The sequence below is a fragment of the Bacillus sp. JS genome (genome assembly GCF_000259365.1).
Classification (GTDB): domain Bacteria; phylum Bacillota; class Bacilli; order Bacillales; family Bacillaceae; genus Bacillus; species Bacillus stercoris.
The window spans coordinates 1,899,918-1,916,350 of the sequence record NC_017743.1; the positions used below are offsets into that span (position 1 = coordinate 1,899,918).

A 16,433-nucleotide genomic window follows, 5' to 3' on the forward strand; every position below is an offset into this window, starting at 1 on the left:
GAAGCGCCAATGCTGAATACAGAAGACATTCTCTGTAAAATGCTTTTTGCACAATTGCAGTCCATAGGTTTTTTCACTGAAAGTAAATCTCAGCCGGTATTGGAGAATTTCTATGGCAGATGGTTCGAAGAAAGCCAATCCATTTTAGAACGGCAGCAATACCTGAAGCGAACGGAGAACGGATATATTCCCACATGCTCAATGGAGAATATAGATGAACTATGGAAGGAATGGAATCAACAAAAATCAAACCTGCTTCAAGATGATAATATGAAAGCCATGGTGACATTGGTGGAGACAGCACTTAAAGCCTTGCCGGACATTTTGACCGGCAAGGCGTCTGCCACCGATATCCTGTTTCCGGATTCATCTATGGATTTAGTAGAAGGGGTCTATAAAAACAATCAAGTCGCAGACTATTTTAATGAGGTGCTGGCGGATACGTTAACAGCCTATCTGCAGGAACGCCTGAAGCAAGAGCCTGGGGCGAAGATTCGAATATTAGAAATCGGTGCCGGAACCGGCGGGACAAGCGCGGCAGTTTTTCAAAAATTGAAAGCCTGGCAGACACATATAAAAGAATATTGTTATACAGATCTGTCTAAAGCTTTTTTAATGCATGCAGAAAATAAGTACGGTCTGGACAATCCTTATTTGACATATAAACGATTTAATGTCGAGGAGCCGGCGGCTGAACAGCATATTGACGCGGGAGGCTACGACGCAGTTATCGCGGCAAATGTGCTTCATGCCACAAAAAATATCCGGCAGACATTGCGAAATGCAAAAGCAGTTTTGAAAAAGAACGGGCTGCTCCTTTTAAATGAAATAAGTAATCATAATATATATTCGCATTTGACGTTTGGCCTTTTAGAGGGCTGGTGGCTGTATGAGGACCCTGATCTCCGCATACCGGGCTGCCCGGGTTTGTATCCAGACACTTGGAAAATGGTGCTTGAGAGTGAGGGATTTCGCTATGTTTCCTTTATGGCTGAACAATCTCATCAGCTCGGCCAGCAGATCATTGCCGCTGAAAGTAACGGAGTCGTCCGGCAAAAGAAGAGAACGGAGACGGGGGCAGATCAAAGCCATATACAAATAAATGCTGAAAAAGCTCATTCACAGAAAAGCAATTCTCTCATCGAACAAACGACTCAATTTGTAAAGCATACCTTGGCAAAATCGATCAAACTATCACCAGAACGTATTCATGAAGATACGACATTCGAGAAGTATGGAATTGATTCGATTTTGCAGGTGAATTTCATCCGTGAATTAGAAAAGGTGACGGGGGAGCTTCCAAAAACCATTTTATTTGAACATAACAATACAAAAGAACTCGTCGATTATTTGGTAAAAGGGCATGAAAATAAGCTCCGCACAGCATTGTTAAAGGAAAAAACGCAGCCTGCAAAAAATGAAGCTCCTCTTCAAACAGAGCGTACAGATCCTAGTAAGCCATTTGCTCTTAATACACGCCGCTTTGTTTTAGAGCAGCAAGTCACTGAAACTCAGCTGGCAAATACCGAACCGTCAAAAAAAGAAAAGACAAGTAATTTGCAAGGAACACATGTAAATGATCCTCGTACAGAAGATATCGCAATAATTGGGGTAAGCGGGCGCTATCCGATGTCTAACAGTTTAGAAGAGCTTTGGGGGCATTTAATCGCTGGAGACAATTGTATAACAGAGGCACCGGAATCCAGATGGCGCACATCTTTATTGAAAACATTATCAAAGGATCCAAAAAAGCCGTCGAATAAGAAGCGCTATGGCGGATTTTTACAAGATATAGAGGCATTTGACCATCAGCTTTTTGAGGTGGAGCAAAACCGGGTCATGGAAATGACACCGGAACTCCGTTTATGTTTAGAAACCGTCTGGGAAACGTTTGAGGACGGCGGCTATACGCGAACCCGTCTGGATAAATTGCGGGATGATGACGGAGTAGGTGTTTTTATAGGGAATATGTATAACCAGTATTTTTGGAATATCCCATCTTTAGAGCAGGCAGTCCTCAGCTCAAATGGGGGAGACTGGCACATTGCAAATCGGGTTTCCCACTTTTTTAACCTGACCGGACCGAGTATCGCTGTCAGCTCAGCATGCTCCAGCTCATTAAACGCCATACATCTTGCATGTGAAAGCCTAAAATTGAAAAGCTGCTCAATGGCGATTGCTGGAGGTGTCAATTTAACACTCGATCTCTCTAAATATGATTCTTTGGAGCGTGCCAATCTGCTGGGAAGCGGCAATCAAAGCAAAAGTTTTGGCACAGGAAACGGGCTTATTCCCGGGGAAGGCGTCGGTGCTGTCCTGTTAAAACCGCTATCGAAGGCAATTGAGGATCACGATCATATTTACGCTGTGATCAAAAGCAGTTTTGCCAACCATAGCGGCGGAAGACAGATGTATACAGCTCCGGACCCGAAGCAGCAAGCGAAATTAATTGCCAAATCAATTCAGCAGTCCGGCATTGATCCAGAGACTATCGGCTATATTGAATCGGCGGCAAATGGCTCGGCACTTGGCGATCCTATTGAAGTAATTGCCTTAACAAACGCGTTTCAGCAATATACAAACAAGAAACAGTTTTGTGCGATAGGCTCTGTCAAATCCAATCTGGGGCATTTAGAGGCGGCTTCAGGCATTTCTCAGCTGACAAAAGTGCTGCTGCAGATGAAGAATGGGACACTGGTGCCGACAATTAACGCGACACCTGTCAATCCAAATATTAAGCTGGAAAACACGGCTTTCTATCTTCAGGAACAAACAGAGCCATGGCATCGTTTGAATGATCCTGACACTGGAAAGCAGTTGCCGCGCAGAAGCATGATCAATTCCTTCGGGGCGGGGGGAGCCTATGCTAATCTCATTATAGAAGAATATATAGAAACAGCTGAGAAAAACCATATCGCTTCCCGCCAGCAGGAATTCACTGCCGTTTTTTCAGCCAAAACCAAATGGAGCCTGCTTAGCTACCTGGAAAACATGGAATTGTTTTTAGGGAAGGAAGCGTCTATGGATATTGAACCCGTTGTCCAGGCTTTACACCGGATCAACCACAATTTAGAGCATAGGGCTGCATTTACAGTGACATCGACTCAGGAGCTGATCGAAAAACTAAGGATGTTCCGAACATCAGAAAAAAGCTCACTCCAGCAAGGCATTTATACATCATTCGATTTACAGCCATGTGCGGAATCAGTAACTAATGATAGAGAAATAAGCGCAGCAGAGCAGTGGGTACAAGGGGGATCGATTGCATTTCAAGAAGCTACAGGAACAGGCTGGGTTCATCTGCCTCACTATGTATTTGACCATAATACATCATTTCATTTCGATGTAACGCCGATCAATGAGAATTCGCCAGCTGTTGAAGGCGATATCCATCAGCCGGTCATACAGGATCAATTCAGTTATGATGAGCCCTATGTTCAAGGACATATCTTCAACAATGAACGGGTGCTTGTCGGTGCCACTTATGGCAGTCTGGCCATTGAAGCGTTTTTTAACCTGTTCCCTGAGGAATACAGCGGCCGTATCAGCAAATTGAGCTATATCAATCCAATTGTCATCAAACAAGGCGAGACCATTGAACTGCAGGCAAAGCCGCTGCAAAAAGATCATGTCATAGAACTGCAAATCATGTATCGTGAGCCGGCTTCTCGTTCGTGGAAGCCTGCCGCAATCGGACAATGCGAAATCGGTTCTTTTAAGCCGAAAAAAGTAAATATCGAGAACGTAAAGCATTCATTAACCAAGCTTCATCACATTGATCAGATGTATAAAACCGGAAACGGCCCTGAATGGGGGGCGCTATTTAAGACAATTACTCATCTCTACAGAGATCACAAGTCTATACTGGCAAAAATTCGCCTGCCTCAAAACGGGATGGCAAACGATCATCACTACACTGTAAGCCCATTGGTGACAAACAGCGCCTACTTGGCCATCCTCAGCTTCTTAGAGCAGTTTGACATGACAGGAGGGTACCTGCCATTTGGAATCAATGATATCCAGTTTACAAAGCAAACGATAAAAGAGGATTGCTGGCTTTTAATTACAATGGTTAAAAATACAGGTGACATGCTTCTGTTTGATGTAGATGTGATCAATGAGTCGTCAGAAACAGTCCTCCGCTATTCAGGCTACTCGTTGAAGCAGCTTCGTATTTCGAATCAAGGAGGAATTGAAAATACGGCCATCGAGGACAGCAATCTGAAAGAACGTATCAGAAGCTATGTAACAGATAAACTGGCAGTCAACATGGCCGATCCATCAAAATTGTCTCTTGCAAAAGCGCATATCATGGATTTTGGAATCGATTCTTCTCAGTTGGTTGCACTGACAAGGGAGATGGAGTCAGAGACAAAGATCGAATTAAATCCGACACTGTTTTTTGAATATCCGACTGTTGATGAGCTGACCGAATTTTTTGAAGCCAAACATGAAACATCATTTGTGCGGCTGTTTGGCCAAACTGATCAGCAGCAGAAACGCCCAGCTCAATCCGAAATCAAAATGAAACAGATTCCGGCTTTTGAGATGAAGACAGATAAAACAACCCACAACACAGCTGACGGCATAGCCATTATCGGCATGTCGGGAGTGTTTCCGAAAGCAAACAGCGTAACGGAATTTTGGAATAACATGATTCAAGGAAAGAACTGTGTCTCTGAAGTGCCGAAAGAACGCTGGGACTGGAGAAAATATGCCTCAGCCGATAAGGAAGGGCAATCAAGCCTTCAATGGGGTGGTTTTATAGAAGGAATAGGTGAGTTTGATCCCCTGTTTTTTGGCATATCGCCTAAAGAAGCGGCGAATATGGATCCACAGGAGTTTCTGCTCTTGATACATGCATGGAAGGCGATGGAAGACGCAGGCTTAACCGGACAGGCCTTATCAAGCCGCCCGACAGGAGTATTTGTCGCAGCCGGCAATACGGATACAGCTGTGATTCCATCCTTAATTCCAAACCGTATATCCTATGCGCTTGATGTAAAAGGGCCAAGTGAATATTATGAAGCTGCCTGTTCCTCAGCTCTAGTGGCTTTGCACAGAGCTATACAATCCATTCGAAACGGCGAATGTGAGCAAGCCATTGTCGGGGCTGTGAATTTGCTGCTTTCACCAAAAGGCTTTATTGGCTTCGACTCAATGGGCTATTTGAGTAAGAAAGGACAGGCCAAATCCTTTCAAGCAGATGCAAATGGCTTTGTCAGAAGTGAAGGAGCAGGAGTTCTCATTATTAAACCTTTGCAAAAAGCCATTGATGATTCTGATCATATTTATTCGGTTATTAAAGGTTCAGGTGTATCGCATGGCGGCAGGGGAATGTCACTTCATGCGCCAAATCCGGCCGGTATGAAGGATGCAATGAAGAAGGCTTATCAAGGAGCACAAATTGATCCCAAAACGGTGACCTATATAGAAGCGCATGGGATCGCCTCTCCATTGGCAGACGCGATAGAATTGGAGGCGTTAAAGTCAGGATGCAGTCAGATGGAACTTCAGGAAGTACAGGAGGAAGCGCCATGTTATATCAGCAGCTTAAAGCCGAGCATCGGACACGGTGAACTCGTCTCCGGCATGGCTGCTATTATGAAGGTCAGCATGGCGATGAAGCATCAAACAATACCAGGCATATCCGGATTTTCATCTTTGAATGACCAGGTGTCAATAAAGGGCACCCGCTTCCGAGTGACTGCCGAGAACCAGCCATGGGGAGATTTACATGACGATGCAGGCAACAAAATTCCTCGCAGAGCGAGTATCAACAGCTATAGCTTTGGAGGCGTAAATGCGCACGTCATTTTAGAAGAATATATTCCTTTACCAAAACCACCGGTTAGTATGAATGAGCATGATGCCCACATTGTGGTTCTTTCCGCAAAGAATCAGGACAGGCTAAAAGCAGTTGTTCAACAGCAGCTTGACTATGTGAATAAACAACAAGAACTGTCATTACAAGATTATGCTTATACACTCCAAACCGGCCGAGAGGAGATGGGGGACCGCCTGGCACTGGTTGTCCGCAATAAAGAAGAACTGGTAAACGGCCTGCAAGCCTGCTTGGCTGAGAAAAAAGGCGATAAGCCGAAAAACGCTGTACCTGTCTTTAGCGGAAATGAAGAAAATGGCACGTCAGATATCGAAACATTGCTTGATGGACCATTAAGAGAAATGGTGATCGAGTCTTTGTTGTCCGGAAACAACCTTGAAAAGATCGCGTTTTGCTGGACAAAAGGGGTGCAAATCCCGTGGGAGAAGCTTTATAAAGGAAAAGGTGCCCGCAGAATACCGTTGCCAACCTATCCATTTGATAAGAGAAGCTACTGGAACGGCTTTCAAGCAGTAGAGAATACGCCTTCTGTTTCACAGGATGAGCATATCAACAACAGCGGCGATCCTCACATATTAGCAAATGTATTAGGGATGGCTCCAGATGAACTGCAGCCTCAAAAGCCATTGCAGCAGTACGGGTTTGATTCGATTTCTTGCATACAGTTATTACAGCAATTGCAATCAAAGGTAAACCCTCACATTGTCTTGACTGAGCTTCAAGCATGTCATACGGTTCAGGACATGACGGACTTGATCGCAAAGAAACAGGAGGATACATCCTTGCAAAATGATCACGCTCGCACGTTTCCGGAATTGATACCGTTAAATGACGGCAAGCGGGGGCGTCCTGTTTTTTGGTTCCATGGCGGAGTAGGAGGGGTTGAAATCTATCAGCAATTTGCACAAAAGAGCCAGCGCCCTTTTTACGGCATTCAAGCCAGAGGATACATGACTGAGTATGCTCCTTTGCACGGAATTGAACAAATCGCTTCCTATTATATAGAGATCATTCGATCCATACAGCCTGAAGGCCCTTATGATGTAGGCGGATATTCATTAGGCGGGATGATTGCATATGAAGTCACACGCCAGCTGCAAAGCCAAGGCCTTTCTGTCAAAAGCATGGTGATGATTGACTCCCCATATCGTTCTGAGACAAAAGAGTATGAGGTATCTATGAAAACGTCAATGCTGCAAACAATTAATACGATGCTGGCATCGATTGCGAAACGGGATAAGCTTACTGATGTCCTCATCAGCCGTGAAGAGGTGGACATAAGCTTAGAGGATGAAGAATTCCTGTCTGTGTTGATTGAACTGGCAAAAGAACGAGGGCTAAACAAACCAGAGAAGCAAATACGTTCACAGGCTCAGCAAATGATGAAAACACAGCGCGCCTATGATTTGGAGTCGTATACTGTTAAGCCTCTCCCTGACCCTGAGGCGGTAAAATGTTATTATTTCAGAAACAAAAGCAGGTCTTTCTTTGGTGATTTAGACATTTATTTCACTTTATCAAATGAAAAAGAACCGTTTGATCAAGCTGCCTATTGGGAGGAATGGGAGCGGCAAATTCCCCATTTCCACCTGGTAGATGTCGATTCAAGCAACCACTTCATGATATTAACCGAACCGAAAGCGTCAGCAGCCATGTTAGAATTTTGCGAAAAGCTCTATTCAAATAAGGGAGTAGTAAATGCGAATTTCCTTAAGGCTTTCAGGAAAAAACATGAAGCGAAAAAAGAAGATGAATTGGTGAAGCGCTGATAAACACAAACGCCCCCTCTTTTGAAGGGGGCGTTTTGAATGTTATTTTGAAAGTGAAACAGGGAGACTTTCTAATCCTCTTAAAAAGACATTTTTTCTCCATTGAATGTCATCAGGCATCGCGAGTTCAATATCAGGAAACCTCTTCAGAAGTGCGTTAAATGCAATGTGGCCTTCCAGCCTGGCAAGAGGCGCTCCTAAGCAGAAATGAATGCCAAAACCGAAAGAAATATGTCTGTTAGGCGACCGATTTATATTTAAAATTTCGGGGTTTTCAAAAAAGTTCGGATCGCGATTGGCAGATCCGATGCCTATAAAAATCATGTCTCCTCTTTTGATCGAATGCCCTTTGTATGTAAAGTCTTCGATGGCCCACCGATTTGCCATCATAACGACAGGTGAGGTGTATCGCAGCAATTCTTCAACTGCTGTAGCAATCATTTCGGGATGCTGCTTGAGCTTCTCACGTTCCTTCTTGTGCTGCAGCAATGCGAGGGTGCCGGAGCCGAGTAAGTTTACAGTCGTTTCAAGGCCCGCTACAACGAGCAAGAACAGCATGGAATAAAGCTCTTTTTCGCTTAATTTGCTGCCGTTTTCCTCAGCATGCACAAGTTTGCTGATTAAATCGTCTTTTGGCTTTATCCTTCTGTCATGGATCAGCTTGGCGATATACTCCTTAAATTCACGAAGAGCCTGATTTGTCAGCTCTCTGTTACCTTCAGACGTATCAACCATCGCATTGGTCCAGATTTGAAACTGTGTTCGATCTTCTTTAGGAATTCCCATCAATTCAGATATAACAATAAAAGGCAAAGGGGAAGCGAAGGATGTCATGATATCTGCTTTATCTTCTTTTTCCATTTCATCTAAAAGCTGTTCAGAAATTTGTTCGATGCTGCCGCGCAGATTTTCAATGGTTCGGGGAGTAAATGCTTGATGAACAAGTGATCTCAAGCGGGTATGGTCAGGTGTGTCTTTTGCCAGCATATGATCGGAAACAAAATCGATATCTTCACTAACGTTGAGCATTTTGATTTGTTCTTGGCTCATCACATTTTTCACGTCTCTTGTAATTCGAGTGTCTTTTAAAAAGGCCATACAATCATCGTATCGGGTTATTAGCCAAGCCGGATACGTGCCTCCGAACCGTTTTAATTCAAATCGGTGAATGGGATCTTCCTCTCTAAATCGTCCTAAAACTGAAAAAGGGTTATCATGAAACTCTTTACCATGCGGATGAAACATCAATTTTTCCATTTGCATTCTCCTCGCCTAATAGGGTAAATAGATGAATCAAATTGCTGAACTCGTTTACAAAAAACAGAATAATTTGAAATGTAATCCTGTCTCTAAAACTATATATCTATTATAGGCGTCATTCAATAGGATGAAGAACGAAAAAGCGAAAAAAGGGCTTGATGTAAATTAGCGCCTTTGAACGAATGCTCAAAGGCGCTAAGCTGCATTATTTTGATGAAAGTGAGTGTCAGCTGTGCTGGATATCAATTGTATATACTGCACGATCTGTTACGACCTTCAATCCTTCGTTTTCTTGGTGAATATGAATATCACCTAATAAAGGAATCTCATAGGCATTTTGCGGAAGCGGCACGTTTCCGTCCTCAGTGAAGGTTGTTCCTTCACCTTCTAAAACGAGCTCTTCTTTCGCTACATAGTCATCAGGGTGACTCGTGCTTCGTATAGCCACTTTTTGAAGGTGGAGAACAATCTGATCCAAGTCTGATATCTCTTCATCATGGGTCAATTCACCTTTTCTAATATCAAGTGTCTGGCCGACTTTTGATTCCAGCCATTGGGAAAGCTGTGTATTCGTGTGTGCCATCAATATTCCTCCTTTTGATCTACACGATACTATTCCCAATTGCTGCATCTTTTACACGGAAAAGAGCCGCCTCACCCCTTATGTATGAAACAATTCGCTGTTCAAAGCCTTGATATAACGTATGGCAGAACGCTGGACAGCTTCGCCGGCATTTTCTTTGACCACTTTAGAAAAAGCATTGTAAAGCCGGTTGAATTGAAGCGGTTTCACTTTGGCTGCTATTTCTTCAACTTTGGATGCGGGAAGGGGAATGAGATTTGGATAGCTGTACATAAAGCTGACCCAGTTTCGATCCGCCGTAACCGTAATGATATCTCCAGTCAATAGACATCCTTTCCCTTCATTGCCGTTGCTCCAATGAAGAACAGCACCGCCTTTAAAATGTCCGCCCAGTCGGTAAAGATCCAGCCCCGGCTTCATGCTGAGCGTTTCCCCTGACCAGAAGTGAATGTGATTGCTTGGTCTTGTCACCCATTTTTTGTCATCTTCATGGATATAGATCGGGGCCTGAAATGCTTCAGCCCACTCAACCTGAGTAGAGTAATAATGTGGATGAGACAAAGCGATGGCTTGAATACCGCCTAATTCGTTGATTTGGTCAATTGTCCTTTGGTCAAGATATGAAATGCAATCCCACAGCACATTAAAGCCCTTATGCTGGATCAGATGGGCTGTTTGTCCAATCGCAAACGCTGGTTCAGTTTTGATGCTGTAAAGATGGTCTTCTTCCTTTTTGAGGATGTTTTGAAGGTTTCCTTTCTCACGCATGTCTTCAAGGGTTGTCCAAGTTTGTCCGTCAGGATGAATATACTGTCTCTCATCCTCGCAAATCAGACACGAGTTGGACGGATCTACAGTCTGTGCATGCTGCACACCGCATGTGTTGCAGATATAATATGGCACTTTCTTCACTTCTTTCATCCATTTTCCATTATTTTACCTTATGATTATGAATATTCAAACAAAAAACCGGCAGTTCTGCTGAGAGAGAATTACCGGCTTTTTGATGCTGTTTATTGGCCGGGAACGGAATTTTCCGCGTTGACAGCGCCCGCTCCGTACACATTCGGATCTTCATCTTTCCATTTGTCCGTGCCGTTTTTCAAAAGCTCTTTCACTTCATCGGGAGAAAGATCCGGGTTTTGCTGGAGAATTAAAGCTACGATTCCTGCGCAAATTGGTGTTGCCATCGAGGTTCCTGACATTGTGAAGTACTGAGATCCTACACGGCTTGACTTTTGAAGCTTATCAATATAGGAATTCGGAGAGCGAAGGGAAATAATATTAACACCCGGCGCTAAAATATCGGGCTTTTCTTTCCCGTATACTGTCGGACCGCGGCTTGAGAAGGAAGCGACCGTATCATCATCGCTGCTTGCAGTATCGTTATCGTCAAGCGCACCTACTGTAATCACCTTTTCGCTCACGCCCGGGCTTGCAATGGTCTGCGAATCAGGGCCTGAGTTTCCGGCAGCGACACAGACGACAATCCCTGCGTTCCACGCTTCTTCAACCGCTCTGACTAACGGATCTTCCTGTTCATTATCATATCTAAGGGCATCGCCCCCGAGCGACATACTCATAATATCAATCGGTTCATCAGGGTTGTCCTCATTGTATTGAATACACCACTCAACACCCTCTATAATATCTGCTAACGTTCCTGAACCCTGCTTGTTTAATACCTTTACGCCGATGAGATTGGCTTCCGGTGCGGGTCCGCGGTATTTTCCGGAAGAGGATGCGCCGCTGCTTGCGACATCACCTGCACAATGTGTGCCATGACCATTATCATCGTATGGCTCTGTTTTTTGATTGAGCATGTCCGCGAACCCGATAATTCTGCCTTCTAAATCAGGATGCGGGTAGATTCCTGTATCGACAACAGCGACAGTAACGCCTTTTCCTGTCAGGGGTTGCCCGTTTCGGACGACTTCCCTCGCATGGCTTGCTTCAGTTGCCGTGTCTAAAAGCGCTTTGACTTCGCGGTTTAAATACACTTTACGGATATTGCTGCATTCAGAAAGAAGAGAATGTAATGCTGAGGGGGTAACCTCCGCACTGCAGCAGTTGATTTTGTTGAAGCGGGTTTTTAGCTTACTGCGTTTTTCTTTTTGCAGTACCTCCCCAGCCATTTGAATGCCGGTCTCGTGACAGCCTTCCTCAAATTCAATAATGACTGACATTCTTTTTCTGTTTTTCAATTTGGTTTCGAAAAAATTATGCAAGAAGCAAGGAGTCCATTTGAAGGGCTTGTAAAGCTGCAATACGGTTTCCCGTAACGGCCAATCTAGCTTATGAGCATTTGCTCTCACCATTTGTACCATAGAGTACCCAAACATGTATTTTCCTCCTATTATAAGGTTCTCTGTATACTCTATGAACAGATGATAGGTTTGGTAAGTTTGTTTGTCCTTTATAAGAGGCGGATAAGAGTTTGTTTTTATGAATCTTTCGTATTAGATACGATGGATGAGAGGTTGAGGAAATCATTGGGGATTGAAAAGGAACATTTGTTCGTATTATAATGTGGTCATATCAAACTGGGAAGGGGAGAGCGGCTGTATGAATTTCTACTTACATCGATCTTTGGAAAGCCAAATGCCAATCAGCATTATATATATGAAGAAAGACGGAACAATTAGTAAAAGAACGATTATTGTAAGGCAGAAAAGCAAAACGAAAATCAAAGCATTTTGTTTTTCGAAACAACAGATCAGAACATTTTTATTGGACTCTATCCTCTCCTGTGACTTTGTGAGAACAAATAAGAAAAATCTTTATTTTGCAGGCCAGTAACAGGCGTCCGTCTAAGCAAACGGACAGCCTGTTACGAAAACCCTCCTTAAACCTATATACATTTATTTGCCAAGTGAGGTTGTTCCTACCTTTTTTTGCTTTCCTCTCAACCTTTTTTCACTCTTATTTGAAATGAACCGCTAATAACCGTGACAATCAATTGATTTTTTGAAACCGGGAACTTTTTCACTGATGATATCGTGTATACAATGGTAAGATAAAACCTATTGGCTAAACCTCATATAATGAACCGTGCCATTCTTATGAAAGGAGTTAAACATGAGAAGATTTTTACTAAATGTCATATTAGTCTTAGCCATTGTCTTGTTCTTGAGATATGTTCATTACTCATTAGAACCTGAACCATCAAATCAGCCAGATACATATTCAAATTTCAGCAGCTTGGCAGAGAATGAGAGTCCAGCCGATTACGATATTTCATATAATGAGAAAAAAGGAAGCAAAGTCTTAATTATGTCTCCGCATGGCGGAAGAATTGAAGGCGGAGTAAGTGAGCTTGTTCGGTATTTCAATCATGAATACTCTACATACCTGTTTGAAGGGCTGAAGTCCCATGATAACCAAACGCTGCATATTACAAGCACCAATTTTGATGAGCCATTAGCTAAAAAGAAAATCAAGGAGCATCAATATGTGGTGGCTTTTCACGGATATAAAGGGGAGAACAAGAATACCCTTGTAGGGGGAACGGACCGAAAGCGGGCAAAAATGATTGTGAGAGCTCTTGAGCGGAGAGGTTTTTCTGCTGAATTAGCGTCGTCTAAAAGCGGTCTCGCTGGATTGAATGCCGAAAACATTAACAACCAAGGAGAAACGGGGCTAAGTATACAGCTGGAAATCAGCCGCGAACAGAGAGAAGCATTTTTTGATGATTTTTATTATAAAAATAGAAAATACACAAAGAACAGTGAATTTTATGCTTATGTCAGTGCGATCAAGGGTGTCCTGGAAAAAGAGTATTCGTAACAAGCAGATCAGGAGAAAAAATACGAGAAGATCAGTAGACTGAAATAGGATGAACAAGGAGGCAAAACAATGGCAGATCATCATTTTTATTTAAAAGCGAACTGGCCGGGTAAACGCAATGATGTGGGTACGATCGAAAGCGGTAACCTGATCACAGCGATTTCCATCCCTAAAGAAATGGATGGACCGGGAGAAGGGACCAACCCTGATGAAATGCTTCTCGGTGCGGCAGCGACCTGTTATATTATTACACTTGCAGCGATGATGGAAAGAAGCGGGCTGGAAAAAGAAGACTTGCAGATGGAGTCAGAAGGTATTGTCGACGTCACGAAAGGAGTCTTTACATACAAAAAGATTATTCACCGTCCCTCTGTTGTGCTTAAACATGATGCTTCACAAGACGACATCGCGTTGGCACACAAGCTTTGTGAAAAAGCGGAGTCGTCATGCATGATTTCGCGCGCGATTCAAGGGAATGTTGAGCTGCAGCTTGAAGCCTCTGTAAAAGCGGGGGGAGAATAGTGAAAACAGACGGTTACTCACAGACCGTCTGTTTTTTATCTTCAGCGTGGGCTTTCGACTGATTTAGCACGACCACGCCCGCAATGACAAGCGTGAGACCGAATATTCCCTTTAAACTGAGGGTTTCGCCAAAAAGCAAAAAACCGACAATGGCTGTAAGCGCGGTACCAACGCCCGACCATGTTGCATACGCGCTTGATAAGTCAATTGTTTTTAAAGAAAAGCTTAAAAACGTAAAAGCAGAAAGAAATCCGACTACGACTCCGGCAATGGGCCAGGCCTGTGTAAATCCTTCTGAAAGCTTCAGCATCGTGCTTCCAAGCACTTCAGATAAAATGGCGAGAGCCAAATAAAGCAATCCTTTCATCATCCTCACTCCTTTACTGCCAGTTGAGTAATACAACCCCTGATATTAATAATAGAATCCCGAAAAGCCCTTTCGCATTCAGTTCTTCCTTGAACCATTTCACTCCGATTACTGTCGTCAGCACCGTTCCCGCCCCGCTCCAAGTGGCATAGGAGAGGCTTAGGGGAATATGGTTTAACGTCAGTGACAGCATATAAAAGGCGAGGGAATAGCCAATGACGACCAAGGCACTCGGCTTCCACTTTTTGAAGCCATCAGATACTTTCAGCATGGCTGCCCCTATCGATTCCGAACATATGGCAATCGTGAGGAATATATATCCTATTAACATCTTAAATTCTCCTCACTATATTTTTAGATTAGAAAAGAGCTTCAGCTAGAAAAATATTAGTGTATGCATATGTATGAGTCAAGAGATTCATTTTTACACACTTAAAAAGACCCCTTTTTGAGGGGTCTTTTGCGATTAATAATAATAAGGGAACGGGGCATACGGATAATAGGGGTATCCGCCATACAAATAAGGATTAAATAAAGCGCTTCCTATAAGCCCGCCTGCAAGGCCGCCGATAAACGGGCCTCCAAAAAATCCGAATGGCCGGCCAAACCCAAATCCATAGCCAAATCCGGGTCTTCCAAACCCGTAACCGAATCCGAAAGGTCTTCCAAATCCAAATGGTCTCCCGAATCCAAAAGGTCTTCCAAATATTCTTGTATCTTCAGGACTGAAATTCTCTAACTCGTTCATGTTTTCTTTCCTCCTGTAATAAAGTGTAGATGATGCAGTGTATTCAGCCTGCCCGGATTTGATTGGGCGAATTAAGGAAAAAAGAGGATGTGAACACATTGGGCCTGTATCAGTCTGACTGGTCGAAAGCGCCGCCCCACGCACATGCTTATCATGTCAAAACATCGAGGGAACAGGGCCATTATCATCTGATTGAAGGGTTTACTCAGCCCGCAAACGGATCAAATACCGATCAGCATACACATTACTATACAGGGATCACTTCATTTGAAAACGGCCATTTTCATCGGTATTACGGAATCTCAGGGCCGGCGATTCCTTTAGCAGATGGCACACATTATCATGAAATCGAAGAAACGACGTATCTGGCCTATAACAAGCCGGTTGAGATCCAGTACGGAGGGGTTGTTTATGCTCCCGGAGATGACGAAAGAAAAACGCACCGTCATACCCTGAAAGGACAGACGAGGGAAATTGTCGGCAATGAGCCGATCGGCTGGTAGAAGGATGTTTACCGATGCAAAAAAAGGGCAAAATGGATAGGTGGTTGTCCATGTTGAATGCTATAATGGGGGGAGATTTATAAAAGAGAGTGATACATATTGAATAATACGAAGCAGCCCGTTGTCATTTTAGTCGGACCGACGGCAGTGGGAAAAACCAATTTAAGTATTCAGCTAGCCAAATCTTTAAACGCGGAAATTATCAGCGGAGATTCAATGCAGATTTATAAAGGGATGGATATTGGAACAGCTAAAATTACCGAACAGGAGATGGAGGGAGTTCCTCATCATCTGATTGACATTTTAGAACCCCAAGACTCCTTCTCTACCGCCGATTATCAAAGCTTAGTAAGAAACAAAATCAGCGAGATTGCAAATAGAGGAAAGCTTCCGATGATTGTCGGTGGTACAGGGCTATATATACAATCTGTGCTTTACGATTATACATTTACGGAAGAGGCAAATGATCCTGCATTTCGAGAGAGCATGCAAATGGCAGCTGAACGGGAAGGCGCTGATTTTCTTCATGCCAAACTTGCTGCAGCAGATCCCGAGGCGGCAGCTGTGATTCATCCCAATAATACAAGAAGAGTCATTCGCGCGCTGGAAATTTTACATACATCCGGAAAAACGATGTCGCAGCATTTGAAAGAACAAAAACGAGAACTTCTGTACAATGCAGTGTTAATCGGGCTGACAATGGATAGAGACACGCTTTACGAAAGAATTAACCGGCGGGTCGATATGATGATGGAGGCAGGTCTGCTTCCGGAAGTGAAACACTTGTACGACAAGAACGTGAGAGACTGTCAATCGATACAGGCGATAGGCTATAAAGAGCTTTATGCATATTTTGACGGTTTTGTGACACTTTCCGATGCTGTTGAACAACTAAAGCAGAATTCAAGACGGTATGCGAAACGCCAGCTGACGTGGTTTCGCAATAAAATGCAAGTTACATGGTTCGATATGACACCGCCAGTTGATATGGAGCTGAAAAAAAAGGAAATTTTCACACATATAGCAGGAAAACTCGAACTTTAATCGAAA

13 protein-coding genes are annotated in these 16,433 nt (G+C 43.5%); 6 read left to right on the forward strand and 7 right to left on the reverse strand.

The window, feature by feature from the left end:
• Positions 1-9 precede the first annotated feature (9 nt).
• The gene (locus MY9_RS09435; RefSeq protein ID WP_014664049.1) at positions 10-7,614 is read left to right on the forward strand and encodes a beta-ketoacyl synthase N-terminal-like domain-containing protein; all 7,605 of its coding nucleotides are present in this window, start codon (positions 10-12) and stop codon (positions 7,612-7,614) included.
• Between the two features lie 42 nt (positions 7,615-7,656).
• Here MY9_RS09435 and MY9_RS09440 read toward each other — a convergent pair whose 3' ends face one another.
• The 4 genes from MY9_RS09440 to aprX all read right to left on the reverse strand — a co-directional run bounded on the left by MY9_RS09440 (position 7,657) and on the right by aprX (position 11,799).
• The gene (locus tag MY9_RS09440) at positions 7,657-8,871 is read right to left on the reverse strand and encodes a cytochrome P450 family protein (RefSeq protein ID WP_014664050.1); all 1,215 of its coding nucleotides are present in this window, start codon (positions 8,869-8,871) and stop codon (positions 7,657-7,659) included.
• Positions 8,872-9,100: 229 nt separating this feature from the next.
• Entirely contained in the window at positions 9,101-9,457 is a 357-nt protein-coding gene (locus tag MY9_RS09445; RefSeq protein WP_014664051.1) for a hypothetical protein, read from the reverse strand.
• A 78-nt stretch (positions 9,458-9,535) separates the two neighbouring features.
• The gene (locus tag MY9_RS09450) at positions 9,536-10,360 is read right to left on the reverse strand and encodes an MBL fold metallo-hydrolase (protein WP_081483675.1); all 825 of its coding nucleotides are present in this window, start codon (positions 10,358-10,360) and stop codon (positions 9,536-9,538) included.
• Positions 10,361-10,470: 110 nt separating this feature from the next.
• Entirely contained in the window at positions 10,471-11,799 is a 1,329-nt protein-coding gene (aprX, locus tag MY9_RS09455; protein ID WP_041521342.1) for a serine protease AprX, read from the reverse strand.
• 223 nt (positions 11,800-12,022) lie between these two features.
• Between aprX and MY9_RS09460 the strand changes: the two genes are divergently transcribed.
• The 3 genes from MY9_RS09460 to MY9_RS09470 all read left to right on the forward strand — a co-directional run bounded on the left by MY9_RS09460 (position 12,023) and on the right by MY9_RS09470 (position 13,765).
• Positions 12,023-12,256: a hypothetical protein gene (locus MY9_RS09460; protein ID WP_014664054.1), complete on the forward strand. Its 234-nt coding sequence runs from the start codon at positions 12,023-12,025 to the stop codon at positions 12,254-12,256.
• Between the two features lie 279 nt (positions 12,257-12,535).
• The gene (locus MY9_RS09465; protein ID WP_014664055.1) at positions 12,536-13,243 is read left to right on the forward strand and encodes a poly-gamma-glutamate hydrolase family protein; all 708 of its coding nucleotides are present in this window, start codon (positions 12,536-12,538) and stop codon (positions 13,241-13,243) included.
• Positions 13,244-13,312: 69 nt separating this feature from the next.
• Positions 13,313-13,765 (forward strand): OsmC family protein, encoded by a 453-nt coding sequence (locus MY9_RS09470; protein ID WP_014664056.1) that lies wholly within the window; start codon positions 13,313-13,315, stop codon positions 13,763-13,765.
• Positions 13,766-13,778: 13 nt separating this feature from the next.
• Here the strand turns inward: MY9_RS09470 and ebrB are convergent, their stop codons facing one another.
• The 3 genes from ebrB to MY9_RS09485 all read right to left on the reverse strand — a co-directional run bounded on the left by ebrB (position 13,779) and on the right by MY9_RS09485 (position 14,880).
• Positions 13,779-14,132, reverse strand: coding sequence for a multidrug efflux SMR transporter subunit EbrB (ebrB, locus tag MY9_RS09475; protein WP_041521343.1), 354 nt, complete (start codon positions 14,130-14,132; stop codon positions 13,779-13,781).
• A gap of 13 nt (positions 14,133-14,145) precedes the next feature.
• A complete protein-coding gene (ebrA, locus tag MY9_RS09480) occupies positions 14,146-14,463 on the reverse strand; it encodes a multidrug efflux SMR transporter subunit EbrA (RefSeq protein WP_014664058.1) in 318 nt (105 codons plus the stop codon).
• 135 nt (positions 14,464-14,598) lie between these two features.
• On the reverse strand, positions 14,599-14,880 hold the full coding sequence (locus tag MY9_RS09485; RefSeq protein ID WP_014664059.1) for a hypothetical protein: 282 nt from the start codon (positions 14,878-14,880) through the stop codon (positions 14,599-14,601).
• Positions 14,881-14,969: 89 nt separating this feature from the next.
• On the opposite strand from MY9_RS09485, the gene MY9_RS09490 reads away from it, so the two are divergent.
• Together MY9_RS09490 and miaA are read left to right on the forward strand one after the other, a co-directional pair.
• Positions 14,970-15,383 (forward strand): YmaF family protein, encoded by a 414-nt coding sequence (locus MY9_RS09490; protein WP_080478223.1) that lies wholly within the window; start codon positions 14,970-14,972, stop codon positions 15,381-15,383.
• Positions 15,384-15,482: 99 nt separating this feature from the next.
• Positions 15,483-16,427 carry a tRNA (adenosine(37)-N6)-dimethylallyltransferase MiaA gene (gene miaA, locus MY9_RS09495; protein ID WP_014664061.1) on the forward strand — a complete coding sequence of 315 codons (945 nt, stop codon included), beginning with the start codon at positions 15,483-15,485 and terminating at the stop codon, positions 16,425-16,427.
• Positions 16,428-16,433: the final 6 nt, after the last annotated feature.